The sequence below is a fragment of the Nocardioides sp. NPDC000445 genome (assembly GCF_040300245.1).
GTDB lineage: Bacteria > Actinomycetota > Actinomycetes > Propionibacteriales > Nocardioidaceae > Nocardioides.
Genome location: NZ_JBEPDH010000006.1, coordinates 244,949 through 270,740 on the forward strand (window position 1 = coordinate 244,949; position 25,792 = coordinate 270,740).

General features: G+C 69.5%; 27 protein-coding genes. 23 read left to right on the plus strand and 4 right to left on the minus strand.

The annotated features are described in order from the left end of the window. Window positions 1-26: 26 nt before the first annotated feature. The 14 genes from ABT304_RS10550 to aroB all read left to right on the plus strand — a co-directional run bounded on the left by ABT304_RS10550 (window position 27) and on the right by aroB (window position 15,311). Complete coding sequence (locus ABT304_RS10550) at window positions 27-1,025, plus strand: ABC transporter permease (protein WP_350715007.1); 999 nt, start codon at window positions 27-29, stop codon at window positions 1,023-1,025. Window positions 1,026-1,072: 47 nt separating this feature from the next. Further along, window positions 1,073-2,884, plus strand: coding sequence for an ABC transporter substrate-binding protein (locus ABT304_RS10555; RefSeq protein WP_350715009.1), 1,812 nt, complete (start codon window positions 1,073-1,075; stop codon window positions 2,882-2,884). 154 nt (window positions 2,885-3,038) lie between these two features. Continuing rightward, the gene (locus ABT304_RS10560; protein ID WP_350715011.1) at window positions 3,039-4,031 is read left to right on the plus strand and encodes an ABC transporter permease; all 993 of its coding nucleotides are present in this window, start codon (window positions 3,039-3,041) and stop codon (window positions 4,029-4,031) included. A 69-nt stretch (window positions 4,032-4,100) separates the two neighbouring features. Beyond that, window positions 4,101-5,432, plus strand: a complete 1,332-nt coding sequence (locus ABT304_RS10565) for a replication-associated recombination protein A (protein ID WP_350715101.1) — start codon at window positions 4,101-4,103, stop codon at window positions 5,430-5,432. A 12-nt stretch (window positions 5,433-5,444) separates the two neighbouring features. Continuing rightward, on the plus strand, window positions 5,445-6,002 hold the full coding sequence (locus ABT304_RS10570; protein ID WP_350715012.1) for a hypothetical protein: 558 nt from the start codon (window positions 5,445-5,447) through the stop codon (window positions 6,000-6,002). Beyond that, window positions 5,999-6,328, plus strand: a complete 330-nt coding sequence (locus tag ABT304_RS10575; RefSeq protein WP_350715014.1) for a DUF6167 family protein — start codon at window positions 5,999-6,001, stop codon at window positions 6,326-6,328. The genes ABT304_RS10570 and ABT304_RS10575 overlap by 4 nt, the downstream gene beginning before the upstream one ends. 8 nt (window positions 6,329-6,336) lie before the next feature. Then, a complete protein-coding gene (alaS, locus tag ABT304_RS10580; RefSeq protein ID WP_350715102.1) occupies window positions 6,337-9,012 on the plus strand; it encodes an alanine--tRNA ligase in 2,676 nt (891 codons plus the stop codon). Beyond that, entirely contained in the window at window positions 9,012-9,482 is a 471-nt protein-coding gene (ruvX, locus tag ABT304_RS10585; RefSeq protein WP_160022920.1) for a Holliday junction resolvase RuvX, read from the plus strand. The genes alaS and ruvX overlap by 1 nt, the downstream gene beginning before the upstream one ends. A 128-nt stretch (window positions 9,483-9,610) precedes the next feature. Next, complete coding sequence (gene mltG / locus ABT304_RS10590; RefSeq protein ID WP_350715016.1) at window positions 9,611-10,939, plus strand: endolytic transglycosylase MltG; 1,329 nt, start codon at window positions 9,611-9,613, stop codon at window positions 10,937-10,939. Window positions 10,940-10,952: 13 nt separating this feature from the next. After that, window positions 10,953-11,789 (plus strand): shikimate dehydrogenase, encoded by an 837-nt coding sequence (locus ABT304_RS10595; protein ID WP_350715017.1) that lies wholly within the window; start codon window positions 10,953-10,955, stop codon window positions 11,787-11,789. Beyond that, a complete protein-coding gene (locus ABT304_RS10600) occupies window positions 11,786-12,463 on the plus strand; it encodes a prepilin peptidase (RefSeq protein WP_350715019.1) in 678 nt (225 codons plus the stop codon). Before ABT304_RS10595 ends, ABT304_RS10600 begins: the two co-directional genes overlap by 4 nt. Window positions 12,464-12,508: 45 nt before the next feature. Beyond that, on the plus strand, window positions 12,509-13,687 hold the full coding sequence (gene aroC / locus ABT304_RS10605) for a chorismate synthase (protein WP_350715021.1): 1,179 nt from the start codon (window positions 12,509-12,511) through the stop codon (window positions 13,685-13,687). Then, the gene (locus tag ABT304_RS10610) at window positions 13,687-14,202 is read left to right on the plus strand and encodes a shikimate kinase (protein ID WP_160022928.1); all 516 of its coding nucleotides are present in this window, start codon (window positions 13,687-13,689) and stop codon (window positions 14,200-14,202) included. The genes aroC and ABT304_RS10610 overlap by 1 nt, the downstream gene beginning before the upstream one ends. Window positions 14,203-14,204: 2 nt before the next feature. Then, complete coding sequence (aroB, locus tag ABT304_RS10615) at window positions 14,205-15,311, plus strand: 3-dehydroquinate synthase (protein ID WP_350715023.1); 1,107 nt, start codon at window positions 14,205-14,207, stop codon at window positions 15,309-15,311. A gap of 55 nt (window positions 15,312-15,366) precedes the next feature. On the opposite strand, the gene ABT304_RS10620 is transcribed toward aroB, so the two are convergent. The 4 genes from ABT304_RS10620 to ABT304_RS10635 all read right to left on the minus strand — a co-directional run bounded on the left by ABT304_RS10620 (window position 15,367) and on the right by ABT304_RS10635 (window position 18,128). Next, window positions 15,367-15,828 (minus strand): VOC family protein, encoded by a 462-nt coding sequence (locus ABT304_RS10620; protein WP_350715025.1) that lies wholly within the window; start codon window positions 15,826-15,828, stop codon window positions 15,367-15,369. A 47-nt stretch (window positions 15,829-15,875) separates the two neighbouring features. Next, window positions 15,876-16,265 carry a helix-turn-helix domain-containing protein gene (locus ABT304_RS10625; protein ID WP_160022934.1) on the minus strand — a complete coding sequence of 130 codons (390 nt, stop codon included), beginning with the start codon at window positions 16,263-16,265 and terminating at the stop codon, window positions 15,876-15,878. 63 nt (window positions 16,266-16,328) lie between these two features. Continuing rightward, a complete protein-coding gene (locus ABT304_RS10630) occupies window positions 16,329-17,486 on the minus strand; it encodes an acyl-CoA dehydrogenase family protein (protein ID WP_350715027.1) in 1,158 nt (385 codons plus the stop codon). A gap of 36 nt (window positions 17,487-17,522) precedes the next feature. Further along, window positions 17,523-18,128: a TetR/AcrR family transcriptional regulator gene (locus ABT304_RS10635; protein ID WP_160022942.1), complete on the minus strand. Its 606-nt coding sequence runs from the start codon at window positions 18,126-18,128 to the stop codon at window positions 17,523-17,525. A gap of 70 nt (window positions 18,129-18,198) precedes the next feature. Here ABT304_RS10635 and ABT304_RS10640 point away from each other — a divergent pair, with 70 nt between their 5' ends. The 9 genes from ABT304_RS10640 (at window position 18,199) to ABT304_RS10680 (ending at window position 25,782) form a co-directional block, all read left to right on the plus strand. Beyond that, complete coding sequence (locus tag ABT304_RS10640; protein WP_350715029.1) at window positions 18,199-18,654, plus strand: type II 3-dehydroquinate dehydratase; 456 nt, start codon at window positions 18,199-18,201, stop codon at window positions 18,652-18,654. 120 nt (window positions 18,655-18,774) lie between these two features. Beyond that, on the plus strand, window positions 18,775-19,341 hold the full coding sequence (gene efp / locus ABT304_RS10645; RefSeq protein ID WP_160022946.1) for an elongation factor P: 567 nt from the start codon (window positions 18,775-18,777) through the stop codon (window positions 19,339-19,341). A gap of 3 nt (window positions 19,342-19,344) precedes the next feature. Beyond that, entirely contained in the window at window positions 19,345-19,758 is a 414-nt protein-coding gene (gene nusB, locus ABT304_RS10650) for a transcription antitermination factor NusB (RefSeq protein WP_160022948.1), read from the plus strand. Between the two features lie 172 nt (window positions 19,759-19,930). Further along, window positions 19,931-21,112, plus strand: a complete 1,182-nt coding sequence (locus ABT304_RS10655) for a MinD/ParA family ATP-binding protein (RefSeq protein ID WP_350715031.1) — start codon at window positions 19,931-19,933, stop codon at window positions 21,110-21,112. Between the two features lie 24 nt (window positions 21,113-21,136). Beyond that, window positions 21,137-22,147, plus strand: coding sequence for an NADPH:quinone reductase (locus ABT304_RS10660; protein WP_350715032.1), 1,011 nt, complete (start codon window positions 21,137-21,139; stop codon window positions 22,145-22,147). A gap of 62 nt (window positions 22,148-22,209) precedes the next feature. Continuing rightward, window positions 22,210-22,785, plus strand: coding sequence for a bifunctional pyr operon transcriptional regulator/uracil phosphoribosyltransferase PyrR (gene pyrR, locus ABT304_RS10665; RefSeq protein ID WP_160022952.1), 576 nt, complete (start codon window positions 22,210-22,212; stop codon window positions 22,783-22,785). Further along, complete coding sequence (locus ABT304_RS10670) at window positions 22,782-23,723, plus strand: aspartate carbamoyltransferase catalytic subunit (protein WP_160022954.1); 942 nt, start codon at window positions 22,782-22,784, stop codon at window positions 23,721-23,723. Before pyrR ends, ABT304_RS10670 begins: the two co-directional genes overlap by 4 nt. Then, window positions 23,720-25,009, plus strand: a complete 1,290-nt coding sequence (locus ABT304_RS10675) for a dihydroorotase (RefSeq protein WP_350715034.1) — start codon at window positions 23,720-23,722, stop codon at window positions 25,007-25,009. Before ABT304_RS10670 ends, ABT304_RS10675 begins: the two co-directional genes overlap by 4 nt. 11 nt (window positions 25,010-25,020) lie before the next feature. Beyond that, window positions 25,021-25,782: a methyltransferase domain-containing protein gene (locus tag ABT304_RS10680; RefSeq protein WP_350715036.1), complete on the plus strand. Its 762-nt coding sequence runs from the start codon at window positions 25,021-25,023 to the stop codon at window positions 25,780-25,782. The last annotated feature ends 10 nt before the right edge of the window (window positions 25,783-25,792 follow it).

Below are 25,792 nucleotides of genomic sequence, written 5' to 3' on the forward strand. Positions count from 1 at the left end.
TTGGCATCGAACGGAGATCCGAGCGTATGACTGTGTCCGAAGTGTTGATCCAGGGTCCTGATCCCGAGATCGATCCGGAACCGAGGTCGGGCGATGTCGCCGGCCGTTCGCCGATGCGGATCGCCATGGACCGCCTCCTCTCGGACAGGGTCGCGATGATCTGCGCCGGGATCGTGCTGCTCTTCGTCCTGATCGCGATCTTCGCGCCGCTGCTGTGCAAGCTGTTCGGCGTCGAGGTGCGAGCCGGGGACCCGGTCACCGACACGGACTCGTTCAACTACCCCGTCATCGGCCCGCCCAACTACGGGTTCACCTGGGAGGCGCCGCTCGGCCTGGAGCCCAACTCCGGCAACGACCTGCTCGCGGAGTGGTTCTACGGCGCGCGTACGTCCCTGCTGGTCGCCACGATCGCCACGGTCGTCTCGACCGTCGTCGGTGTGGTGCTCGGCCTGATCGCGGGCTACAGCCGCGGCTGGGGTGACCGGGTGATCACCTTCGTGATCGACCTCTTCCTCACGCTGCCGTTCCTGCTGGTCGCGATCGCGATCTCGCCGATGCTCGTGGAGCGCTGGCGGGAGAACCCGACGATGCTCGACAACGCCTCGCTGATCGCGCTCATCGTGATCCTCTCGATCTTCGGATGGATGGGCCTGGCCCGGCTGATCCGCGGCGAGGTGATCTCGCTGCGTGAGCGCGAGTTCATCGAGGCCGCGCACGTCCTCGGGATGCCGACCCATCGGATCCTGTTCAAGGAGCTGCTCCCCAACCTGATCGCTCCGATCGTCGTCTCGTTCTCGCTGAGCCTGCCGGCCACGATCGCCGCGGAGGCGACGCTTGCCTACCTCGGCGTCGGTGTCACCGGACGCCCGTCCTGGGGACAGACGATCCTGCGCGCGCAGAACTGGTTCGACGAGTACCCCCTGTACCTCTACGCGCCGATTGTCGGGATCGTGGTCCTGGTTTTCGCGCTCAACCTGCTCGGAGACGCCATTCGCGACGCCTTCGACCCCAAGTCTTTCCGGTGAGCACGTCGTCGGAGAGAGGCATCAACCATGGAAGGTGGAGACCTACGATGCGATTGAAGAGAACAGTGATCGCCGCCAGTGCGATCGCTGCGCTGACGCTCACCGCTGCGTGTGGTGGCGGGGACGGCGGCGGCGAGGACCCGGCCGGCGAGTTCAAGGCCGGCGGCGGCGCCGGCGCGGGCAAGGACGCCACGGCCGAGGGGCCGCTGGAGATCCCGTCTGACGCCAAGAAGGGCGGCACGATCACCGTGCTGTCCAACAACGCCCCCCACACCCTGGATCCGACCCGGACCTACTACACCGACTCCGGTGCGATCATGTCCGGCCTGGTGACCCGCTCGCTGACGCAGTACGTCTACGACGAGGAGAGCGGCGACTCCGTTCTCGTCCCCGACCTCGCCACCGACCTCGGTCAGGTCTCCGAGGACGGCCTGACCTGGACCTTCACGCTGAAGGACGGGATCAAGTACGAGGACGGCACCGACGTCACCGCCGAGGACGTCGTCTACGGCATCAAGCGCTCCTTCGCCATCGACACCCTGACCGACGGTCCGACGTACCAGACGACGTTCTTCAAGGACGGCGACAAGTACAAGGGCCCGTTCGCGGACACCGACGCGGAGCTGAAGAAGCTCCCCGACTACGACGCCAGCGCCGGCTGGTACGGCGGCGAGGACTACGACGGCGTCGAGGCCGACGGCAACAAGGTGATCATCCACCTGGCCCAGCCGTTCCCCGAGCTCGACTACTACGCCTCGTTCCCGGTCTTCTCCCCGATCCCCAAGGCCAAGGACAAGGACCCGCTGGCCTACGAGAGCCACCCGATGGCGACCGGGCCCTACAAGTTCGAGTCCTACAAGCCCGGCACCTCGTTGATGCTGGTCAAGAACGAGCACTGGGACCCCGACACCGACCCCGGCCGCTTCCAGGCCGCCGACGCGTTCGACTTCAAGTTCGCCCAGGACACCGCCAAGCTCGAGAACCAGATCCTCGGCGACAAGGGTGCGGCGCAGACGATGATGACGTACGACGACGTCACGCCGCCGACCTACAAGTCGATCAAGGAGAGCGCGCCGGACAACCTCATCGAGGGCACCTCGCCGTGCACCTACATGTACCGTCCGGACCAGACCAAGATCAAGGACAAGAAGATCCGCGAGGCCATCAGCTGGGCCTACCCCTACCAGGCTGCCTGGAAGGCCTCCGGCGAGATCGTCGGCGTCACCATCCAGCCCGGCACCTCGCTCCTGCCCCCGGGCACCGCGGGCCGGGTCGAGTACCAGTACCCGAAGGGCCAGGACGGTCAGACCACCGACCCGGAGAAGGCCAAGGCGCTGCTGAAGGAAGCCGGGGCCGAGGGCTTCGAGCTGAAGTGGCACTACCAGCGTGACGACGAGAACTCGGTGGCCAAGAAGGACCAGATGGTCAAGGGCTTCGAGGCGGCCGGCTTCAAGGCGACCCCGGTGGCCTCGACCGACGAGACCTACCGCGACGACGAGAGCAACCTCGACGCTCCGGTCAACCTCCGCTACGGCGGCTGGTGCTCCGACTGGCCCTCGGGCGGCTCGTGGTTCCCGGCGCAGTGGATCGGCTCGAACGCCAACAAGGCGGGCATGCCGAACCCGACCAACTTCAAGGAGGCCGACGCTGACGCGAAGCAGGCCGAGATCCTGAAGATGGACGCCGACGAGGTTCCCGCGGCCTGGGGCGAGTTCGACAAGTGGATGCAGGAGACCTACATGGTCGAGATCAACGCCGGATACGACGCGAACGCCTTCATCAAGGGCTCGCAGGTCGGCGGAGTCGTCAACGACCCGGTCAAGGGCATGCCGAGCTTCTCCATCATGTACCTGAAGTGAGCTGATCCGGCCGGCGTGGGAGACCCACGCCGGCCGGACCCAGCACGTCGGACCCAGCACGTCGGACCCAGCACGTCGGACCCAGCAAGTCGGACACAGCAGCTCCGGGCCAGCGCCCGGTGGAAATCTTTCTAGGAAGCGAGACCTCCGTCCCATGATCGGTTTTGTCGTACGCCGGTTGATCTCAGCAGTGCTCGTGCTGTTCGTGATCTCGGTGGCGGTCGTCGCGCTCTTCACCTACGGCCCGAGCGACCCGGCGGACGCGATGTGCCCCGAGCCCAAGTGCACCGCCGAGCGTCAGGACGCGATCCGGGAGGCGCTCAACCTGGATGCGCCGCTCCATGTTCAGTACACCGAGTACATGACCGGCATCTTCCAGGGTCGCGAGATCGCGTTCGGCTCCGAGTCGTACGACTGCGAGGCTCCGTGCTTCGGGGTCAGCTTCATCTACCGGGTCAATGTCTGGGACGACATCAAGGACCGGATCGGGCCGACGGTCTCGGTGGCGGTCGGCGCCGGCGTCACGATCCTGCTCATCGGTGTGCCCATCGGAATGTTCGCGGCCGGGCGTCGGGGGACCTCGGCGGACAAGGCCGTGATCGGCGCGACCCTGGTGATCGAGTCGATTCCCTACTATCTGTTTGTCCTGCTCGCGTTCCTCTATCTCGCGGTCAGCGCCGGGATCTTCCCGCAGGAGGGCTACCACCCGCTGACCGACTCACCGCTGAAGTGGGCATGGGGCCTGATGCTGCCCTGGCTCGCGCTCGGCCTGGTGAACTCCTCCAAGTACGCCCGGTTCACCCGCGGCTCGATGATCGAGGCCTTCAACCAGGACTACGTCCGGACGGCGCGTGCCAAGGGCCTTCCGGAGCGCAGGATCGTCAACAAGCACGCGCTGCGCGCGGCCGTCGTGCCGATCGTGACGATCTTCGGCATCGACTTCGGATCGCTGCTGACAGGCACCATCTTCACCGAGCTCATCTTCGGCATCCCCGGCCTCGGTCTGCGGGCGCTCAACGCGGTCAGCCAGAGCGACCTGCCGGTCATCGAGGCGACCACGCTGATCTCCGCCTTCATCATCGTGGTCACCAACCTCCTGGTCGACCTCTTCTACAGCGTGCTCGACCCACGCGTACGGCTCACCTGACCCCCGCCCCTGTCGGCTGGGTCTGTCGGTGCCGACCACTAGGGTTGGCGTGTGGACGGGTTGTTTGAGATGGGGGCTGCTGCCGGCGCCTCGCGCGGCGGGTCGCTGAGCCACAGCGACCATGCGGCCGCGCCGCTGGCGGTTCGGATGCGGCCGCGTACGCTCGAGGAGCTCGTGGGCCAGAGCTCGCTCAAGGCGTCCGGGTCACCGTTGCACCAGGTGGTCGAGGGCGGACAGTCGCTCTCGCTGCTGCTGTGGGGGCCGCCGGGGACCGGGAAGACGACCATCGCCTCGATCGTGAGCCGCTCCACCGACCGCCGCTTCGTCGAGGTCTCCGCGGTCTCGGCCGGGGTCAAGGAGGTCCGCGCGGCGATCGACGCGGCCCGGGCCGAGCTGGTCGCGACCGGCAAGGAGACGGTGCTCTTCGTCGACGAGGTCCACCGGTTCAGCAAGGCGCAGCAGGACGCGCTGCTGCCGGGCGTGGAGAACCGCTGGGTCACGCTGGTCGCCGCCACCACGGAGAACCCCTTCTTCTCGGTGATCTCGCCGCTGCTGTCGCGCTCGCTGCTGCTCCGGCTCGAGTCGCTCACCGACGACGACATCCGTGGCGTACTGCTGAAGGCGGTCGAGGACGAACGCGGCCTCGGCGGCTCGGTGACGCTGACGGACGAGGCGCTCGACCATCTCGTACGCCTCGCCGGCGGCGACGCACGGCGGTCGCTGACGTACCTGGAGGCCGCCGCGGGGGCTGCGTCCGGTGGGAAGATCACCCTCGAGGCCGCCGAGCGGGCGGTCGACCAGGCGGCGGTGCGCTACGACCGGCAGGGCGACCAGCACTACGACGTGGTCAGTGCCTTCATCAAGTCGGTGCGCGGCTCGGACGCCGACGCGGCGCTGCACTACCTGGCGCGGATGATCGAGGCGGGGGAGGACCCTCGGTTCATCGCCCGTCGGCTGATGATCCTCGCCTCCGAGGACATCGGCCTGGCCGACTCGACGGCGCTGCAGACCGCGGTGGCCGCGGCCCAGACGGTGCAGCTGATCGGGATGCCCGAGGCCCAGCTCACCTTGGCGCACGCGACGATCGCGCTCGCCGTCGCACCGAAGTCCAACGCGGTCACCAACGCCATCTTCGCCGCGCGCGCCGACGTCACGGCTGGGAAGATCGGCAATGTCCCGCCACATCTGCGCGATGCCCACTACGAGGGCGCGAAGAAGATCGGGCACGGGGAGGCGTACAAGTACGCCCACGACGAGCCGTTCGGCATCGCGACACAGCAGTACGCACCCGACGCCGTGGCCGACGCGGAGTACTACCAGCCGACCACCCACGGAGCCGAGGCCGGAGTGAAGGAACGTTGGGAGCGTGTCCGGAAAATCGTGCGCGGACAGGATGGATAGGGTAGGCGCACGATGACGAACTCGAGCATGCCCGGGTGGGCGCTGGTGGCGACGCTGACCGCGGTGGGGGTCCTGGTCCTCATCTCGCTGGTGGCCGTGCTGCTCGCGCTCCGGGCGCGCCGCGCCGCACGGCGCCGGCTCGAGGAGGCCGAGGCCAGCGAGGCCGAGCTGCGCGAGCGGCTCGAGGCGCTGGAGAAGCGGTTGACCCCGGCCGAGCCGGTCGGCCGGCGGCGGCGCCGGGAGGCTGCCGAGAGAGAGTATGTGATCACCTCCCTCGGGGAGGACGGCGAGCCTGCCGAGGTGGAGCAGGTGGTGCAGCGTACGTTGACCGCACCCGCCTTCGCGGACGCCGTGTTCCGGGAGACCGTGGTGCACGGTGCCGCGCTGGTCCACGGGGTGCGCCGGGCGCTCTCGCCCGAGGTGCGGTTCAAGATCCGCTACGAGATGCACCGCGAGGTCAAGCGGGCACGCAAGGACCGGAAGAGCGAGATGCGCGAGGCGCTGCGCGAATACCGTGCGCGCCAGCGCGCGGCAGTTGACGAGGACATACGTATGGAGGACTCCCGATGAGGGGCGCGATCTGGTTCGTGGTCGGTGCGGGCGCGGGCGTGTACGCGATGGTCAAGGGGCGACGGGCCGCGGAGGCCTTCACCGCCGACGGCCTGCGCGACCGGGCCCAGGCGCTCGGCGTCGGCGCGCGGATCTTCCGCGACGAGCTGGCCACCGGCAAGGCCGAGAAGGAGCTCGAGCTGCGCGAGTGGATCGAGGCCCGCACTGCGGGGCCGAAACAGATTGGCGCCGCGGGTGTCGGTCAGCAGAGACTTGCCCCAGAGATTGGGCACAGCACAGGGCCCGAGAACGAGGCCCAGCAGAACACGGAAGGCAGTAACCCCTGATGGAGTGGTTGAGCACGGCGGAGATCCGCCGCCGTTTCACGGCGCATTTCGCCGAGAACACGAGTGTCGGCGAGCACACGGTGGTGCCGTCGGCATCGCTCCTGCTCGACGACCCCAACCTGCTCTTCGTCAACGCAGGCATGGTGCCCTTCAAGCCCTACTTCCTGGGCCAGGCCACCCCGCCCTACGACCGGGCGACCTCGGTGCAGAAGTGCATCCGTACGCCCGACATCGAGGAGGTCGGCAAGACCACCCGTCACGGCACCTTCTTCGAGATGTGCGGCAACTTCTCCTTCGGTGACTACTTCAAGGAGGGCGCGATCACGCTCGCCTGGGAGCTGGTCACCAAGTCGGTCGCCGACGGTGGCTTCGGCTTCGACGAGGCGGTCCTCTACCCCTCGGTGCTCAACGGCGACGAGGAGGCGGTCGCGCTCTGGAAGAAGATCTCCGGCCTTCCCGACGACCGCATCGTGCGGCTGCCCCCGAGCGAGAACTACTGGTCCATGGGCGTGCCCGGGCCGGGCGGTCCGTGCTCGGAGATCCTGATCGACCGTGGCCCGGAGTTCGGCGCCGACCGTGACTGGGACGCCGGCGACCGCTACCTGGAGTTCTGGAACCTCGTCTTCATGCAGGACAACGTCGTCGCGGCGCGGTCCAAGTACGACGTCGACATCGACGGCCCGCTCGCGCAGACCGGCATCGACACCGGTCTCGGTCTCGAGCGCGTCGCCTACCTCATGCAGGGCAAGTCCAACATGTATGAGACCGACGTCGTCTTCCCGGTCATCGAGAAGGCGATGGAGCTGACCGGGAAGAAGTACGGCGCCTCCTACGAGGACGACGTCCGCTTCCGGGTCGTCGCCGACCACGTGCGCTCCTCGCTGATGCTGATCGGCGACGGTGTCACCCCCGGCAACGAGGGCCGCGGCTACGTCCTGCGCCGCCTCATGCGCCGCGCGATCCGCAACATGCGCCTGCTTGGCTACGAGGACCCGGCGATGCCGGAGCTGCTGCCGATCTCCCGCGACAAGATGGGGGAGACCTACACCGACCTGCACACCGGCTGGGACCGGATCAAGCGGGTCGCCGATGCCGAGGAGGAGGCCTTCCGCAAGACCCTCGCGGCCGGCACCCAGATCTTCGACCTGGCCGCGACCGAGGTGAAGTCGAGCGGATCCACCACGTTCACGGGGGCCAAGGCGTTCCAGCTCCACGACACGTACGGCTTCCCGATCGACCTGACCCTCGAGATGGCCGCCGAGGCGGGCCTCGAGGTCGACGAGCCGGGCTTCCGCGGTCTGATGACCGAGCAGCGCGAGCGGGCCAAGGCCGACGCGCGCGCGAAGAAGGGCCAGCACGCCGACGTGTCGGTCTACCGCGGCATCCTCGACAGCAACGGGCCGACCGACTGGCAGGCGTACACGACCCTCGACACCGAGTCGAAGCCGATCGCCCTCCTCAAGGAGGGCAAGCGGGTCGACGTGCTCGGTCCCGAGGAGATCGGTGAGATCGTCCTGGACCGCACCCCGTTCTACGCCGAGTCCGGTGGCCAGTCCGCCGACGCGGGCATCATCGAGTTCGACGGCGGCCGGCTCGAGGTCGTCGACGTGCAGCGGCCGGTCAAGGGCCTCGTGGTGCACCAGGTCCGGGTCGTCGACGGCGAGTTCCACGGCGGCGAGTCCCTCGTGCACGCGCAGGTCGACCCCGAGTGGCGTCTCGGCGCCCGCCAGGCCCACTCCGGCACCCACGTGGTGCACGCGGCGCTGCGCGAGGTGCTCGGCCCGACCGCGCTGCAGTCGGGTTCCTACAACCGCCCGGGCTACCTGCGTCTCGACTACGGCTGGACCAAGGGTCTGACGCCTGAGCAGATGCACGAGATCGAGGAGGTCTCCAACAACGCGCTGCGGGCGGACCTGCCGGTCTCCTGGGACTACATGACGCTCCCGCAGGCCAAGGAGTGGGGCGCGATCGCGCTCTTCGGCGAGACCTACGACGACTCCAAGGTGCGCGTCGTCGAGATCGGCGGCCCCTGGTCGCGTGAGCTGTGCGGTGGCACCCACGTGGACCACTCCGCCCAGATCGGCACCGTCGTGGTCACCTCGGAGGCCTCGGTCGGCTCCGGCAACCGGCGCATCGAGGCCTACACGGGCGTCGAGGGCTTCAACTACCTCGCCCGCGAGCGTGACGTGGTCTCCGAGCTCAACCTGCTGCTCAAGACGAAGTCCGACGACGTCGTCGGCCGGGTCTCCGATCTGATGGAGCGGCTCAAGGCCGCCGAGAAGGAGATCGCCCGGGCGCGTACGGCACAGCTGCTCGCCTCCGGTGGCTCGATCGCGGACTCCGCGGTCGACGTCAACGGCGTCCAGCTCGTCGCCCAGCGGGTCCCCGGGGTCGGCGGCGGCGACGCGCGCACGCTCGCCCAGGACGTACGCGCCCGGCTCGGTGACGCGCCGGCGGCTGTGGTGCTCATCGGTGACGCCGACGACAAGGTCGCGGTGGTGGCCGCGGTCAACCCGGCCGGCATCGCCAAGGGCGTCAAGGCGGGTGACCTGATCAAGGAGCTCGCGCCGGTCGTGGGTGGTCGTGGCGGCGGCAAGCCGGACTTCGCCCAGGGCGGCGGCACCGACGTCTCCAAGATCGACACCGCGCTCGGAATGGTCGCGACGCTGGTCGCGCAAGCCTGATGCGGCACGGCGTGCGCCTCGGTCTCGATCCTGGCGACGCCCGGATCGGCGTCGCCAGGAGTGACCCCACGGGGTTCCTGGCGACGCCGCTCGAGACGGTCAAGAAGGGTCGCGGAGACCTCGCCCGTCTGCAGGCGATCGTCGCCGAGATCGCTGAGGAGTCGACGATGCTCGAGGTGGTCGTCGGGCTGCCCCGGTCCCTCAAGGGAGGGGAGAACCCGGCGACTGCTAAGGTCCGGGACTTCGCCGCGTCCTTGGCGCGACGAGTGGCCCCGGTCCCGGTTCGCCTCGTCGACGAACGACTCACCACAGTTTCCGCGGAGGCTATGCTCCGAGACCGGGGGCGCAAGGGTCAGGACCGCCGAGCCGTGGTGGACATGGCCGCGGCGGTTGTGATCCTGCAACACGCATTGGACAGTGAGCGCGCTTCGGGGACCGCGCCTGGAGAGATCGTTGAGGTCGGTCATTGAGTGAGCGCTACTACCCCCCGGACCCGCGCGACCCGCGTCGCCCTGGCCAGGGGTCATATGGTCGCGATCCGCGCGGTGGCCATCCGCCACGGCAGCAGCCTCCGCAGGATCCCCGCGACCCACGCCGGATGCCGCCGCAGATGCCGGGGCAGATGCCTCCGCAGCAGGGTCAGCCGGGCCGGCGCCCGGGGCCCCGTCCGGTGCCCGGTGCCGGCACGCCCCCGCCGGGCTACGGCCGGCAGGAGCCGCCGCAGCGGCCGGGCGGCTACGGCGGTCCGACCTACCAGCAGCAGCCTGCCTTCTTCGAGGGCGGTCCCGCCGACCACGATCCCTACTTCGACGAGGAGCCGCCCAAGCGCAAACGACGCTTCGGTGGCTGTCTGGCCGTGCTGGTGGCGATGGCGGTGGTCGTCGGTGGGTTCTACTTCGTGGGCGACCGGGCCATCGACTACGTCAAGGACATGGTCGCGCCGCCGGCCGACTACCCGGGACCCGGCACCGACCCCGTCTCCTTCGAGGTGCACGAGGGTGACTCCGTCTCAGCCGTCGGCCGCAACCTGAAGGAGGTCGGCGTGGTGGAGTCGGTCGACGCCTTCATCGAGGCGGCCAACGCCGAGGGGCTGACCGTCCAGGTCGGCTTCTACCCGCTGAAGAAGCAGATGAAGGCCGCCGACGCCGTCGAGATCCTCGCCAACCCGGAGAACATCGACACGGTCAACGTCACCATCACCGAGGGATCGCGAGCCAAGGCGATCTACAAGGTGCTCGCCGAGAAGACCGGGAAGAAGCCGGCCGAGTTCAAGAAGGCCGCCCAGGACACCGAGGCGATCGGTCTGCCCGACTACGCCGAGGGCAACGTCGAGGGTTACCTGTTCCCGGCGACGTACGCCTTCCCGCCGGACGCGACGCCGACCGAGATGCTCACGATGATGGTCGACCGGTGGGAGCAGGCGCTCGGCGACAACGACATCGAGGCGCGCGCCAAACAGCTCAAGTGCGGTGGCGGCAAGGCATGTACACCCGAGCAGATCATGACCGTGGCATCGCTTGTTGAGGCGGAGGGTCGCGGCGATGACATGGCCAAGATCGCCCGGGTCATCTACAACCGAGTCGAGAATCCCGGCACGGCCGGCCAGGCGGGCTTCCTGCAGATCGACGCGACGGTCAACTACGCGCTCGGGAAGTCTGGAAGCACCGAGCTCGGTGGCGTCGACGTGCAGTCCGTCGACTCGTCCTACAACACCTACACCAACAAGGGCCTGCCTCCGGGGCCGATCGGCGCCCCGGGTGACAACGCGATCCAGGCCGCGCTCAATCCGGCGGACGGTGACTGGTACTACTACGTGACCGTCAACCTGAAGACCGGTGAGACGAAGTTCGCCAAGAACTACGACCAGTTCCTGAAGTTCAAGGCCGAGTACAAGGACTACTGCGCAACCGAGTCCAAGAGCTGCTGAGGAGAAGACCTGAGTGAAGTGTGCTGTCCTGGGTGATCCGATCGATCACTCGCTCTCCCCGGTCCTCCACCAGGCGGCGTACGCCGAGCTGGAGATGTCCGACTGGTCCTACACGTCCACGCGCGTGCAGGCCGGTGGCCTGGCCAAGTACGTCGCGGACCTCGGCGGTGACTGGCCGCCGAGCCGATGGCGTGGGCTGTCGGTGACGATGCCGCTCAAGCGGGAGGCGTACGAGCTGGCGCGCTCGATGTCGCCGCGAGCGCGGCTCGTGGGGGCGGTCAACACGCTGGTGCGCTCCTCGCACGGCTGGGTGGGGGACAACACCGATCTGCCAGGCGCCGTCGCGGCGATCCGGGAGCGCGCGGGCGAGGGGTTCTCCTGTACGTCCGGTGCGATCCTGGGCGCCGGCGCGACCGCGGCCTCCACGGGTCTCGCGCTGGCCGAGCTGGGTGCCTCCCGGATCACGCTGCTGGCGCGCAACCCAGGGGCGGCAGGGGAGACGATCGAGATGATCTCGCGTCACCGGAGCAAGCCCGTCGTCTCGGTGCTGCCGCTCGACTCGGCGGCCGACGGTGTCGACGTGGTCGTCTCCACTGTTCCGGCGAAGGCGCAGACCCCGGAGCTGATCGACCGCTGGGCCTCGACGCCGGTCGTCTTCGACGTCGTCTACGACCCGTGGCCCTCGCCCCTGCTGTCGGTGACCCCTGGGGTGGCGGTGAGCGGCCTGGATCTGCTCGTGCACCAGGCGGTGCTGCAGTTCGAGCTCTTCACCGGCCGGACCGCGCCGCTCGCTGCGATGCGGGCGGCGGGGGAGAAGGCGCTTGGCATCATGGAGCCGACACCGGCATGAGTCCCGGGGCGGTCGTGCTGGTGAGTGCGGCCGTCGCCGGTCTGCTCGCTCTCGGGGTGCCGACGCTGCTCCGCCGGCTCCCTGAGCCGGTCGACGATCCGCCGGCGGTCTCCTATGCCACCGTGGCCGGATGGCCGCCGCTGCTTCCTCTCGCGGTGGGTGTCTCCGCGGCGCTCGCCGGGCTGCTCGCCTGGCAGGTGGAGCCGTCGAGACTGATGGTGGCCCTGGTGCCCCTCACCCCTGTCTGGGTGCTGCTCGCCTATGTCGACTGGCGCGTCCAGCGGCTGCCGAAGGTGCCGATCCTGGTGGCGACTGCGGTCGCGCTCGGCCTGCTCTGTGCCGAGTGGCTCTGGACGCGTGACACTGCGGCGGCACTTGGCGCCCTTGCTGGCCTGGTGATCGCGCGATCGGCGTTCTGGCTGCTGTGGCGGATGGTGCCGCACGCGATGGGCTTCGGCGACGTACGGCTGGCGGCACTCGTCGGCCTGGTCCTCGGTCGGCTCGGCTGGGAGCAGCTGGCGGTCGGGCTGTGGGCCGGTCTGGCGATCTTCGGCGTCTGGGGCATCGGGCGCGCCGTCGCGCAGCGCTCGCGTACGGCGATGCGCGAGCCCCTGGCGTACGGGCCGTTCATGATTCTGGGCATGCTCGTCGGTGTGCTCGCCGTCTCGCTTTGAGGCCGGGTGCACGGGGTTGCGCGGCCGGGATGAAAGACTGGCGTCATGTTGCGTTGGCTCACTGCGGGCGAGTCCCATGGTCCGTCCTTGACGGCCGTGATGGAGGGTCTGCCCGCCCACGTCCGGATCACCTCTGACGACATCTCTGATGCCCTGGCCCGGCGGCGGCTGGGCTATGGCCGCGGTGCCCGGATGAAGTTCGAGAAGGACCAGGTGCGGATCACCGGCGGCGTACGCCACGGGGAGAGCCAGGGCGGTCCGGTCGCGATCGAGGTCGGCAACACCGAGTGGCCCAAGTGGGAGACCGTGATGGCCTCCGACCCGGTCGACCCCGACGTGCTGGCCGGCCAGGCGCGCAATGCGCCGCTGACCCGTCCGCGGCCCGGCCACGCCGACCTGGTCGGGATGCAGAAGTACGACTTCGACGACGCCCGCCCGATCCTGGAGCGTGCCTCGGCCCGTGAGACCGCGGCCCGCGTCGCGCTCGGCGCGGTCGCCTCGGCCTTCCTCGAGCAGGCCCTCGGTGTCCGCCTGGTGTCGCACGTCCTGGAGATCGGCGGGGTCCGTACGCCCGGCCGCGAGGTCCCCGCTCCCGAGGACGTGGCGCGCCTGGACGAGGACCCGGTGCGGGTGCTCGACCCCGACGGCTCCAAGCAGATGGTCGCCCGGATCGACGAGGCCCACAAGGACGGTGACACCCTCGGCGGCGTCGTCGAGGTCGTCGTCCACGGCCTCCCGCCGGGCCTCGGCTCCCACGTGCACTGGGACCGGCGCCTCGACGCCCGGCTGGCCGGTGCGCTGATGGGCATCCAGGCGATCAAGGGTGTCGAGGTCGGCGACGGCTTCGAACTCGCCGCGACCCCGGGCTCCAAGGCCCACGACGAGATCGTTCCCTCCGCCGACGGCATCCGCCGCGCCTCCGGGCGCTCCGGCGGCACCGAGGGCGGCATGTCGACCGGCGAGATCCTGCGCGTACGCGCCGCGATGAAGCCGATCGCGACGGTGCCGCGCGCACTGCGCACCGTCGACGTGGCCACCGGCGAGGAGGCCGTGGCGCACCACCAGCGCTCCGACGTCTGTGCGGTGCCCGCCGCCGGCGTCGTCGCCGAGGCGATGGTCGCGCTCGTGCTCGCCGAGGCGGCGCTGGAGAAGTTCGGTGGCGACTCGGTCGCCGAGACCGCGCGCAACGCCAAGGCCTACCTCGAGAACCTGAGGTACTCGTGATGCCCGCCATCGTGCTGGTCGGCCCGATGGGCGCCGGGAAGTCCACGGTCGGGGCGCTGCTCGCCTCCCGTCTCGGGGTGACCCTGCGTGACACCGACGAGGACATCGCGGCGGCCGCAGGCAAGAGCGTTCAGGACATCTTCGTCGACGAGGGCGAGGCCCACTTCCGCTCGGTCGAGGCCTCCGCCGTCGCGGCTGCCCTGGCCGAGCACGACGGAGTGGTCTCCCTCGGCGGCGGCGCCGTGCTGGCTGAGCAGACCCAGATCCTGCTCAAGGAGCACACCGTCGTCTACCTGCGGGTCGGGGTCGCCGACGCGGTCAAGCGGGTCGGCCTCGGCTCGGGCCGTCCGATGCTGCTCGGCAACGTACGCGGCCGCATCAAGACGCTCCTGGAGGAGCGCGCACCCATCTATGAGTCGGTCGCGACGCTCGTCGTCGACACCGACGGCCGCTCGGCCGACGACGTCGCCGCCGAGCTCGCCACCGCCCTCACCGCGCTGAACACCACGGAGTAGAAGTGACTGAGCCCGCAAGCACCGTCATCAGGGTCGAGAGCGCCGGGGCGTACGACGTCGTGATCGGCTCCGGCCTCGGCGGCCGGCTCCAGGGACTGCTGGGCGAGAGCGTCGAGCGGGTGGCCTTCCTCTACGCCGCCGACCTGGCCGAGTACGCCGAGCCGGTGCTCGAGGAGCTGCTGAAGCACTACGACGTGCTCGGCCTCGGTCTGCCCAGCGGCGAGGACCAGAAGACGGTCGCGGTCGCCAACGACTGCTGGGAGGCGCTGGGGGAGCGGGGCTTCACCCGCTCCGACGCCGTCGTCACCTTCGGTGGCGGCGCGACCACCGACCTCGGGGGGTTCGTCGCGGCCGGCTGGCTGCGCGGCGTACGCGTCGTGCACGTGCCCACGACGGTGCTCGCCATGGTGGATGCCGCGGTCGGCGGCAAGACCGGCGTCAACACCGCTGCCGGGAAGAACCTCGTCGGCGCGTTCCACGAGCCCGCCGGGGTGCTGTGCGACCTCGCGCTGCTCGAGACCCTGCCCGAGGCCGACCTGATCGCCGGGCTCGGCGAGGTCGTCAAGTGCGGCTTCATCGCCGACCCCGGGATCCTGCGTCTGGTCGACGAGACGGACAAGATCACCGCGTCCTCGCCCGTTCTCGCCGAGCTGGTCGAGCGTGCGATCCGGGTCAAGGCCGAGGTCGTCGCCGCCGACCTGAAGGAGACCGGGGGCGCTGACGGCCACCCCGGCCGCGAGACGCTCAACTACGGCCACACCCTCGCGCACGCGCTCGAGAAGCACTCCGGCTTCTCGATCCGCCACGGCGACGCGGTCGCCGTCGGTTGTGTGTACGCCGCCGAGCTCGCCCGTCTCGCCGGAGTCCTCTCCGACGACGTCGCCGCCCGACATGCGCCGACGTTTGCGAAGGTCGGCCTCCCGACCACCGTCAAGGAGCTCGGCATCGAGGCCGGCTTCGACGACTTCATCGGCGCGATGCGGGTCGACAAGAAGGCCCGCGGCTCGGTCCTCCGCTTCCTCGTCCTCCACGACCTCGCCACCCCGCGCATCCTCACCGGGCCGTCGGAGGAGCAGCTGCGCGAGGCGTACGCGGTGGTAGCGGGTTAGCACGCCCTCCGCTGGACGCCGAGCGATTGAGGAGCTCAGTCCTCCTCGATTCGGCTCACTTCCCGGACCAGCGGGCGATGTCCTCGTCGGTGACCTCGACCGGGCCTTCGACGCGCTGCGTCACCCGGATGTGGTTGCCGAAGGGATCACGGAAGGCACAGTCGATGCCGTAAGGCTGCTTGGTGGGTTTGTCGGTGAACTCGACTCCCTTGGCGGAGAGGTCCTCGTAGAGCTTCTCTGCGTCGTCGGTGTTGAAGATGACCACGGCGCCCATCGCTCCCTTGGTGACCAGGTCGCGCAGCTGGGCGGCCGTCTCCTCGCTGTGGGCGGGGGAGCCGCCCGGCACCTCGAGCAGCAGCTGGTGGTCGGGGTCGCCGGGAAGGTGGATGGTGAGCCAGCGCATGAAGCCCATGTCGACGTCGCTCCCTACCTCCAGCCCGAGCTTGCCGACGTAGAAGTCGAGCGCCTCGTCCTGATCGAGCACGTAGATTCCGGTGATGTTGATGTTGGTCAGCATGCGACCAGTCTGCGGCGCTTCGCCGTCGCGCGCTTCTCCGAAACTGCTCAGCTCGCCGGCCGCATCCAGGCGCGGGCCACACACCCCGGCACAGCCGGGCTGTCGGCCCGGGCGCGGTAGTCGGTCGGCGAGGTGCCGACGATGTCGCGGAACGTACGGCTGAAGGTGCCGAGGCTGGTGAAGCCGACCGTGAGCGCAACCTCGGTGACCGGGATCGCGGTGTCCCGCAGCAACGCCATCGACCGCTCGATCCGCCGCCGCTGCAGGTAGCGGTGCGGCGTCTCCCCGAAGACTGCCTTGAACCTACGGCTGAAGTGGGCGGGGGAGACGTGGGCGACGCGGGCGATCGCAGCGACGTCGAGCGGCTCGGCGTAGTGCCGGTCCATCGCGTCACGCGCCCGCAGCAGGCGACGGTTCTCGTCCTCGCGCGGCGTCATGCCCCGAGCGTATGCCGAGTCGGCTCGTCATGACGAGCCGACTCGGCAGCGGCTTCTACCAGGTCACAGACCCATGTCCTTGGCGATGATCAGCTTCATGACCTCGGAGGTGCCGCCGTAGATCCGGTTGACGCGGTTGTCGGCGTAGAGGCGGGCGATGGGGTACTCGTTCATGTAGCCGTAGCCGCCGTGGAGCTGGAGGCAGCGGTCGATGACCCGGTGGGCGACCTCGGTGCAGAAGAGCTTGGCGGAGGCGGCCTCGGCGGCGGTGAGCGTGCCGGCGTCCTCGGCCTCGATGGCCCGGTCGACCACGGCCTCGGCGGCGTCCACCTCGGCCTTGCAGGCGGCCAGCTCGAACTTGGTGTTCTGGAACGAGGCGACGGTGGTGCCGAAGACCTTGCGGTCGTGGACGTAGGCCTTGGCGAACTCGACGGCGGCCGCGGCCTGCGCGTAGGCGCCGACGGCGATGCCGAGACGCTCGACGGGGAGGTTCTGGCCGAGGTAGGAGAAGCCCTTGCCGACCTCGCCGAGCACGTCCTCGACGGGAACCTGCACGTCGGTGAAGGAGAGCTCGGCGGTGTCGGAGACCTTGAGCCCGAGCTTGTCGAGCTTGCGGCCGACCTCGTAGCCCGGGAGCGAGGTGTCGACGGCGAGCAGGGTGATCCCGCCACGGCGGTCGTCGGCGGAGGCCGGCGCGGTGCGGGCACAGACGATCACCCGGTCGGCGTTGACGCCGCCGGTGATGAAGGTCTTGGCGCCGTTGAGGACGTAGTGCTTGCCGTCCTCGGTGAGCTTGGCGTTGGTGGTCATGCCGGCGAGGTCGGAGCCGGTGCCGGGCTCGGTCATCGCGATCGCCCACATCTCCTCACCGGAGACGAAGCCGGGCATCCAGCGCTCCATCTGCTCCTTGGTGCCGAGCTTGAGGAGGTAGGGCAGGCACAGGCCGACGTGGGTGCTGGAGCCACCGAAGGAGACGCCGGCGCGGGCGAGCTCCTCGGTGATGACGGCGGAGTACTTGAACGACTCGATCCCGGCGCCGCCGTACTCCTCGGGCACCTGGATGCCCCACACGCCGAGCTCACCGAGCTTGAGGTAGAAGTCGTGGGGGACGATCCCGGCCTCGTACCACTCGTCGTAGACCGGGGTGACCTCCTTCTCGATGAACGAGCGGATGGTCTCGCGGAAGGACTGGTGGTCCTCGGTGTAGATGGTGCGGCGCATGATGGTGCTTTCTCCTCGGGTGCTTTCCGGTGGGGATCAGGGGCGGGCGCCGACGACGCGCAGCGCCAGGTCGGCATAGAAGTCGGCGAGGTCCTCGGGCGTCCAGGACCCGTCGTCGCGGTACCACCGGGCCAGGTCGATGCCGAGCGAGAGCAGGGCGGTGGCGGCCTTGGCCGGGTCGGGGGTGTCGAAGTCGCCGCTGCGTACGCCTTCCTCGACGACCTCACGCATGACGGTGTCGATGGCGCGGCGCAGCCCCGCGATCTCCCGGAAGTGCTCCTCGGTGAGCGCGGCGAGCTCGTAGTTGATGACGCGGGCCGTCGTGTGGGAGCGCGCGTGGAAGAGGACATAGGTGCGTACGGCGGCCGCGACCCGCTCGGCGGGCGTGGCGTCGGCGCGGGTCGCGTCGGTGACCGCCTCGAGGATCACCTCGTGGCCGCGCACCGCTATCGCGTGCAGCAGCTCCTCCTTGGAGCGGTGGTGGACGTAGACCGCTGCCGGGCTCAGTCCGGCCGCCGTGGCGATGTCGCGGGTGCTGGTGCCGTGGAACCCCTTGGCGGAGAATGCCTGGACCGCCGCGTCGAGCAGACGGGCACGACTACGGTCGCCGCGCGCCTGGGTGCTGGTGCGTACATCGGTCATGTGGTCAGTCTGACACAAAGGTAAGTGGGCGCTTAGATTCGGCTCGCGAAAACCGTGCAAGGATGCCGACGTGAGCAAAACGTTGAAGAAGGTCCTGGTCCTCAACGGCCCCAACCTCGGTCGTCTCGGGAAACGTCAGCCCGAGATCTACGGGCACACCACCTACGACGAGCTCGCCGCGATGTGCGTCGACTGGGGTCATGCGCTCGGCTTCGCCGTGGACGTACGTCAGACCAACCACGAGGGCGACATGGTCGACTGGCTCAACGCCGCGGCCGACAAAGACATCCCGGTCGTGCTCAACGCCGCCGCCTGGACCCACTACTCCTACGCCATCTACGACGCCTGCGCGCAGCTGACCGCTCCGCTGGTCGAGGTGCACATCTCCGAGCCGCTCGAGCGACCCGAGGTCTTCCGGCACACCAGCGTCATCACCCCGCACGCGGCCGCGGTCGTCGCGGGCAAGGGCATCGACGGCTACCACGAGGCGCTCTCGGTCATCGCCGCGAAGGTCGGCGCGGCGTGACGGATTGGGTCGGCGTACCTCTCGTTGACTAGGATTCTCCGAGGCCCTTCGGGCCTCACGAACATTGACAAGGAAGCCTGCATCGGTGCAGGTCAAAGAGACGAAGGCTGACGGACGGTTATGGCGACGACGAACGACCTCAAGAACGGCATGGTGCTGAAGATCGAGGGCCAGCTCTGGCAGGTGGTCGAGTTCCAGCACGTGAAGCCCGGCAAGGGTCCGGCCTTCGTCCGCACCAAGCTGAAGAACGTCGAGTCGGGCAAGAACGTCGACAAGACCTTCAACGCCGGCACCAAGGTCGAGACCGCCACGGTCGACCGCCGCTCGTTCCAGTACCTCTACAACGACGGCTCGAACTTCGTCTTCATGGACGTCGCCGACTTCGACCAGGTCGAGGTGGGCCCGGAGATCATCGGCGACAGCGCGGGCTTCCTCCTGGAGAACCAGGAGGTCATCCTGGCCACCAACGAGGGTCGCGTGCTCTTCGTCGAGCTCCCGCCGTCGGTCGAGCTCGTCATCTCCTACACCGAGCCCGGTGTCATGGGTGACTCGGCCACCGGCCGCACCAAGCCCGCCACCCTGGAGACCGGCGCCGAGATCCAGGTGCCGCTCTTCATCGAGCAGGGCGAGAAGATCAAGGTCGACACCCGCGAGGGCGGTTCCTACCTCTCCCGCGTCAAGGGCTGACCTGTGGCTCACGTCGCCACCGCCCGCACTAAGGCCCGTAAGCGCGCGCTCGACCTGCTCTTCGCCGCTGAGGCCCGTGGACTCTCCGCCGGTGATCTGCTCGACCAGCAGATCCGCGAGGGTGAGGTGCCCAACAACCCCTTCACGGTCAAGCTCGTCCGTGGCGTGGTCGCCGAGTCCGAGCGCATCGACGCTCTGATCGCCGCCTTCGCCAAGGACTGGTCGCTGGCCCGGATGCCCGCGGTCGACCGCAACGTCCTCCGCCTCGGCGTCTGGGAGCTCCTCGACGGCGATGTCGCCTCCGAGGTCGCGATCAGCGAGGCCACCGCACTGGTGACCGAGCTGTCGACCGACGACTCGCCGTCCTTCGTCAACGGCGTGCTCGCCGCGGTCGCGAAGGACCTCGCCAAGGCCTGATGGCACGAGACGTACGCCTGTCCGGGACCGTTCCGGGCAGGCGTGGCGTCATTTCGGGTGCGGCGCGACGCGTGTGTTTTCCGGTTATCGACGATTGCTTCGGTCGGGACCGTATGTTTGGACCCAAGGCTGTGATGGAGGCCGTAACCAAGCACCCGTATTCGGAGAGCGCATGACGCAGGAGAACAACCCCTACGACGAGCCGGACTCGCGCACCCGGCCGGCCGGCACACCCTCGCACTGGGTGACGCCGCCCCCGCCGAACACGGCGGGAAGGCCGGTGACGCCCCCCAGCCAGCCCCATCCGGACCCGAGTCAGGAGGCGACTCGCATCACCAACCCACAGGTCACCACGACGCCCGCCCCGCCCCCTCCGGTGGCGGTGACGCCGCCACCTCCGGCCGTTCACGGGCAGGAGGTCCCCAGCGCGACCGACTTCCTCGACCGGCGCGCGGAGTCGGCCGGGTTCGGCCCCGCGACCTGGGGCTGGCGAGGCGCGATCCGCAGGATGTCCGGCGGGCTGATCAGCCCGAAGATGGGGCAGGACGAGGTCGCCTACGAGCAGGACCGGGCGATGATCCAGCGCGACTTCGACGGACCGCGCACGATCGTCTTCATCAACCCCAAGGGCGGCGCCGCCAAGACCACCGGCGTGCTCGCGGCGGGCTACACCTTCGGCACTGTGCGCGGTGGCGGGATCGTGGCCTGGGACAACAACGAGACCCGCGGCACCCTCGGCATCCGCGGCATGCGGAGCACCCACCGCAACACCACCCGCGAGCTGCTCGACAACCTGGCCGCGTTCAACAACGTCTACCAGTCCCGCATCGGCGACCTCGGTGCGTTCGTACGCTCCCAGGGCGACGCCCACTTCGATGTGCTCGCCTCCGACGAGCGGCCCGATGTCACCGGCCAGATCCACGCCGACGACTTCGGGCAGGTGCACCAGCTGCTGGAGCGCTTCTACAAGGTGATCCTGGTCGACACCGGCAACAACATGCGTGCCGAGAACTGGCTGGCCGCGGCCGACACGGCCGACCTGCTGGTGGTCACCTCGACGGTGCGCGAGGACACCGGCTACAGCGGCCTGTGGATGCTCGACGCCCTCCAGGAGTCGGGCTACGCCGACCTCAAGCTGAAGACGATCACCGTGCTCTCCGACCCGTCCCCGAAGGTCGACACCAACCTGGCCCGCGACCTCACCGAGGTCTACCAGCAGCGCACCCGCGGGGTCTACCGGGTCCCGTTCGACCCGGTGCTCGTCGCGGGGTCCACGGTGCAGTACTCCCAGCTCTCGGAGGACACCAGGATGTCGTGGCTCAAGGCCTGCGCTGGGATGGCGCACGCGCTCTAGCCATCGGCCGCTAACGTCGGAGTCATGCGCGCAGTCGTCTACTCCGAGAACGGTCCCTCCTCCGCCATGCGTCTGACCGAGCGCCCGGTGCCGAAGCCCGGCCCGGGCGAGGTCCTGGTCAGACTGGTGCGGGCGGGGGTCAACCCCACCGACTGGAAGGTACGCGCCGGCCTGAGCGCGACCTTGACGACTCCCGAGGCGACCCCGGGTCAGGACGGCGCCGGCGTGATCGAGGAGATCGGCGAGGGCGTCACCGACCACGTCGTCGGTCAGCCGGTCTGGCTCTTCATGGTCCAGCACGGGCAGCCATGGGGGACCGCGGCGGAGTACGTCACCGTGCCGGCCCACAAGGCCGTCGAGCTGGCCGCTGGCGCCTCCTACGACCTCGGTGCCTCGCTCGGGGTCCCGGCGATGACCGCCCACCGGGCGCTCACCTCCGGCACGGTGGAGCGGGTGGCCCCCGGGTCGTTCGACGGCCTCACCATCCTGGTCCACGGCGGTGCCGGAGCGGTCGGCAACGCCGCGATCCAGCTCGCCGTGTGGGCCGGTGCGACGGTGATCACCACGGTCAGCTCCGCGGAGAAGGCGGACCTGGCGAAGGCCGCCGGGGCGCACCACATCGTCAACTACCGCGAGGGCGACCCGGCCGCCGCGATCCGCGAGATCGCACCCGATGGCGTCGACCAGATCGTCGAGGTCGCTCCGGCGGTCAACAACGACCTGGACCGCGCGGTCATCGCCAAGCGCGGCACCATCGCGATCTACGCCAACAACGGCGGTGACGAGCTCACCATGCCGCTGCGTGCCACCTTTTCGCTCAACCTGCGCTACCAGTTCATCCAGCTCTACGGCATCGAGGAGGCGCAGATCCAGGCCGCGGCCGACGACGTCGCCGCCGCCGTCGCCGCAGGGGCGCTGCGGGTCGGCCCGGAGGGTGGCGTACCCCTTCACCACTACCGGCTCGAGGAGACCGCCGCCGCCCACGACGCGGTCGAGGCGGGGGCCGTCGGGAAAGTGCTGATCGACCTGGAGTGAGGATAAGGTTGGCCCGATCCTTTAACGAGCCGTCCCGTGAGGCGGAGAAGGAGACCACAACCTTGTCTGATGCCCTGCAAGAGCCGTCGACCGATGGTCGCGTCGTGCTCGATGCCCGTGACATCTCCCGGGCGCTGACCCGGATCTCCCACGAGATCCTGGAGCGCAACCGCGACGCGGAAGACCTGGTGCTGCTGGGTCTGCACACCCGCGGGGTGCCGCTGGCCAAGCGGATCGCCGCGCGGATCGAGGCCGCCGAAGGGCACCCGGTTGCCCACGGCGCGCTCGACGTGACGATGTACCGCGACGACCTGCGCACCCACCCGACCCGCGCTCCGCACCACACCGAGATCCCGCCCGGCGGCATCGACGGCAAGACCGTGGTGCTGGTCGACGACGTGCTCTTCTCGGGCCGCACCGTCCGCGCCGCGCTCGACGCCCTGGCCGACTACGGCCGCCCTGCTGTCGTACGTCTGGCTGTTCTCGTCGACCGTGGCCACCGGCAGCTGCCGATCCGGGCCGACCACGTCGGCAAGAACCTCCCCACCGCCCGCTCCGAGCGGGTCGGGCTGCGCCTGGAGGAGATCGACGGCATCGACGAGGTACGCATCGTGGAGCTCGAGGGGGTTCCGGCATGACAAAGCATCTGCTGTCCATCGACGACGTGAGCGCGGAGGAGATCCAGCAGCTCTTCGCGACCGCCGCCGAGATGCACGACGTCCAGAAGCGTGAGGTCAAGAAGCTCCCGGCGCTGCGAGGGCGTACGGTGATCAACCTCTTCTTCGAGGACTCGACGCGCACCCGGTCTTCGTTCGAGATCGCGGGGAAGTGGCTCTCGGCCGACGTGATCAACCTGTCGGCGAAGGGCTCCTCGACCTCGAAGGGGGAGTCGCTGCGCGACACCGTGCTGACCGTGACCGCGATGGGCGTCGACGGCCTGGTGATGCGTCACTCGGCCTCCGGCGCGGCCCACCAGGTCGCCGGCTGGCTCGACATCCCCGTGATCAACGCCGGCGACGGGATGCACGAGCACCCGACCCAGGCTCTGCTCGACGGCTACACGCTCCAGCGCCAGCTTGGCGGGCCCGGCTCCCTGGAGGGCAAGCGGATCGCGATCGTCGGCGACCTGACCCACTCGCGGGTGTTCCGGTCCAACGTGAAGTCGCTGACCAAGCTCGGAGCCTCCGTGGTCGCCGTCGCCCCGCCCACGCTGATGCCCTCGGGCATCGCCGAGTGGGCCAAGGCCGACGGGTTCGCCACCTCCTACACGTTGGACGACGTGCTGCCGGAGGTCGACGCGGTGATGATGCTGCGCGTTCAGCGCGAGCGGATGAGCGGTGGCTACTTCCCGACGTCGAGGGAGTACACCGTCGGCTACGGGCTCACCCGTCAGCGGCTCGGAATGCTGCGCGAGGGCGCGCCGATCCTGCACCCCGGGCCGATGAACCGCGGCCTGGAGATCTCTCCCGAGGCCGCCGACGCCGCCTCCTCGCGGATCCTCGACCAGGTCTCGGCCGGCGTCGCGATCCGGATGTCCGTCCTCTACCACCTGCTTGCCGGCGAGGAGTCCGCATGAGTTTGTTGATCAAGGGAGTCTCCGTCCTCGGGGCCGAGCCGACCGATGTCCACGTCGACGGGGGAGTGATCCGAGAGATCGGTACGCTCTCCGCGACCGTCGACGAGGTGGTCGACGCCTCCGGGCTCGTCCTCCTCCCGGGGCTGGTCGACCTGCACACCCACCTGCGCCAGCCGGGCCGCGAGGATGCCGAGACGGTCGCCTCGGGCGCGGCGGCGGCCGCCGCCGGCGGCTACACCGCCGTGCTGGCGATGGCCAACACCTCGCCGGTCACCGACACGGCCGAGGCCGCGGTCTCGGTGTGGGACCTCGGCCGCGAGGCCGGTCTGGCCGACGTGTTCCCGGTCGGCGCGGTGACCAAGGGACTGGCCGGTGAGGAGCTCGCCGAGCTGTCCCTGATGAACCGGTCCCGGGCGGGCGTCAAGGTCTTCTCCGACGACGGCCGCTGCGTCTCGGACCCGCGGGTGATGCGACGGGCGCTGGAGTACGTCAAGGCGTTCGGTGGCGTGATCTCCCAGCACTCCCAGGACCCGTCGCTGGCGCCCTATGGCTCGGCCTGCTGCCACGAGGGCGAGCTCTCCGGCCGGCTCGGTCTGCCCGGCTGGCCGGGAGTCGCGGAGGAGGTCATCGTAGCCCGCGACGTGATGCTCGCCCGCCACACCGGCTCGCGCGTGCACGTCGCCCACGCCTCGACCGCAGGCACCGTCGAGGTGCTGCGCTGGGCGAAGGCGCAGGCGGAGAAGGACGGCAGCTGGGCGGTGACCGCGGAGGTCACCCCGCACCACCTGCTGCTGACCACCGACCTGCTCGCCGGCTACGACCCGACCTTCAAGGTCAACCCGCCCCTGCGCCCCGCCGAGGACGTCGAGGCCCTGCGGGCGGCGCTGGCCGACGGCACCATCGACGCGGTCGCCACCGACCACGCCCCGCACGCTCGCCAGGACAAGGAGCACGCCTTCGTCGACGCGGCCTTCGGGATGCTCGGGCTCGAGGAGGCGCTCTCGGTCGTCTCGACCGTCATGGTCTCCTCGGGGCTGCTGGACTGGGCCGGCGTCGCCCGGGTCATGTCCGCGACCCCGGCCCGGATCGCCGGCCTCGAGGAGCACGGGCGTCCGATCGCGGTCGGAGAGCCGGCCAACCTGACTCTGGTCGACCCGGCCGCGACCTACATCGTGGATCGCGACCGTTCGCTCTCGCTCTCCCGCAACAACCCCTGGCACGACCGCAAGCTCACCGGCCGCGTCGTCGCCACCTACCTGCGCGGGAAGCAGACCTACGCCGGTTAGGCTCCACCGCCATGACCGACGTCTTCTCCGACAAGCTCGCGCAGTGGCGTGCCTATACCGCGACCCCGTGGGGCCGGATCCGCTACACCGTGGTCGAGGAGATTCTCCGGCGCCAGTGTGCGGACCTGGGAGACGGGCTGCGGATCCTCGACGTCGGCGGCGGGGACGGGATGGACGCGCTGCCGCTGGCACTGGCCGGTCACGACGTCACGATCCTCGACCCGTCGGAGTCGTGGCTGGCGGAGGCGAAGCGTCGGGCGGTAGAGGCGGGCACATCGCTGACCACGCTCGTCGGCGGCCTCGACGACCTGCCCGAGGGCGAATGGGATCTGGTCCTGTGCCACTTCGTGCTGCACTACCGCCCAGCCGAGGCCGGAGACGTACGCCGCCTCGCGGCTGCTGTGCGCCCGGGTGGGCGCCTCTCAGTGATGGTCCCCAACCCGGCGAGCATGGTGCTGCGCCAGCTGGTCACGGGCGGTCCCGAGGCTGCACTCACCGAGCTGCGTGCGGACACCAAGCGGGCCGTGACCTTCGAGCATGACGTACGCAAGCTGCCGATGGCTGATCTCGAGGCCGAGGTCGTCTCCGCGGGGCTGGAGCTCACCGGCCGCTTCGGCACCAGGATCGCCAACGACCTGCTCACCGACGACGCTGCCAAGAACGATCCCGCCTACTTCGACCGTCTCCTCGAGCTCGAGCGCGAGCTGTGCGACCAGGAGCCGTTCGTACGTATCGCCGGGATGTACCAGCTCGTCGCGGAGCGACCGGGCTAGGCTCGGGAAC

Bases quoted from the DNA above. Each gene is read 5' to 3' on its own strand.
- ABT304_RS10550 (WP_350715007.1), top strand. From the start codon at position 27: ATGACTGTGTCCGAAGTGTTGATCCAGGGTCCTGATCCCGAGATCGAT.
- ABT304_RS10555 (WP_350715009.1), top strand. From the start codon at position 1,073: ATGCGATTGAAGAGAACAGTGATCGCCGCCAGTGCGATCGCTGCGCTG.
- ABT304_RS10560 (WP_350715011.1), top strand. From the start codon at position 3,039: ATGATCGGTTTTGTCGTACGCCGGTTGATCTCAGCAGTGCTCGTGCTG.
- ABT304_RS10565 (WP_350715101.1), top strand. From the start codon at position 4,101: ATGGGGGCTGCTGCCGGCGCCTCGCGCGGCGGGTCGCTGAGCCACAGC.
- ABT304_RS10570 (WP_350715012.1), top strand. From the start codon at position 5,445: ATGACGAACTCGAGCATGCCCGGGTGGGCGCTGGTGGCGACGCTGACC.
- ABT304_RS10575 (WP_350715014.1), top strand. From the start codon at position 5,999: ATGAGGGGCGCGATCTGGTTCGTGGTCGGTGCGGGCGCGGGCGTGTAC.
- ruvX (WP_160022920.1), top strand. From the start codon at position 9,012: ATGCGGCACGGCGTGCGCCTCGGTCTCGATCCTGGCGACGCCCGGATC.
- mltG (WP_350715016.1), top strand. From the start codon at position 9,611: ATGCCGCCGCAGATGCCGGGGCAGATGCCTCCGCAGCAGGGTCAGCCG.
- ABT304_RS10600 (WP_350715019.1), top strand. From the start codon at position 11,786: ATGAGTCCCGGGGCGGTCGTGCTGGTGAGTGCGGCCGTCGCCGGTCTG.
- aroC (WP_350715021.1), top strand. From the start codon at position 12,509: ATGTTGCGTTGGCTCACTGCGGGCGAGTCCCATGGTCCGTCCTTGACG.
- ABT304_RS10610 (WP_160022928.1), top strand. From the start codon at position 13,687: ATGCCCGCCATCGTGCTGGTCGGCCCGATGGGCGCCGGGAAGTCCACG.
- ABT304_RS10620 (WP_350715025.1), bottom strand. From the start codon at position 15,828: ATGCTGACCAACATCAACATCACCGGAATCTACGTGCTCGATCAGGAC.
- ABT304_RS10625 (WP_160022934.1), bottom strand. From the start codon at position 16,265: ATGACGCCGCGCGAGGACGAGAACCGTCGCCTGCTGCGGGCGCGTGAC.
- ABT304_RS10630 (WP_350715027.1), bottom strand. From the start codon at position 17,486: ATGCGCCGCACCATCTACACCGAGGACCACCAGTCCTTCCGCGAGACC.
- ABT304_RS10635 (WP_160022942.1), bottom strand. From the start codon at position 18,128: ATGACCGATGTACGCACCAGCACCCAGGCGCGCGGCGACCGTAGTCGT.
- efp (WP_160022946.1), top strand. From the start codon at position 18,775: ATGGCGACGACGAACGACCTCAAGAACGGCATGGTGCTGAAGATCGAG.
- ABT304_RS10655 (WP_350715031.1), top strand. From the start codon at position 19,931: ATGACGCAGGAGAACAACCCCTACGACGAGCCGGACTCGCGCACCCGG.
- ABT304_RS10660 (WP_350715032.1), top strand. From the start codon at position 21,137: ATGCGCGCAGTCGTCTACTCCGAGAACGGTCCCTCCTCCGCCATGCGT.
- ABT304_RS10670 (WP_160022954.1), top strand. From the start codon at position 22,782: ATGACAAAGCATCTGCTGTCCATCGACGACGTGAGCGCGGAGGAGATC.
- ABT304_RS10675 (WP_350715034.1), top strand. From the start codon at position 23,720: ATGAGTTTGTTGATCAAGGGAGTCTCCGTCCTCGGGGCCGAGCCGACC.
- ABT304_RS10680 (WP_350715036.1), top strand. From the start codon at position 25,021: ATGACCGACGTCTTCTCCGACAAGCTCGCGCAGTGGCGTGCCTATACC.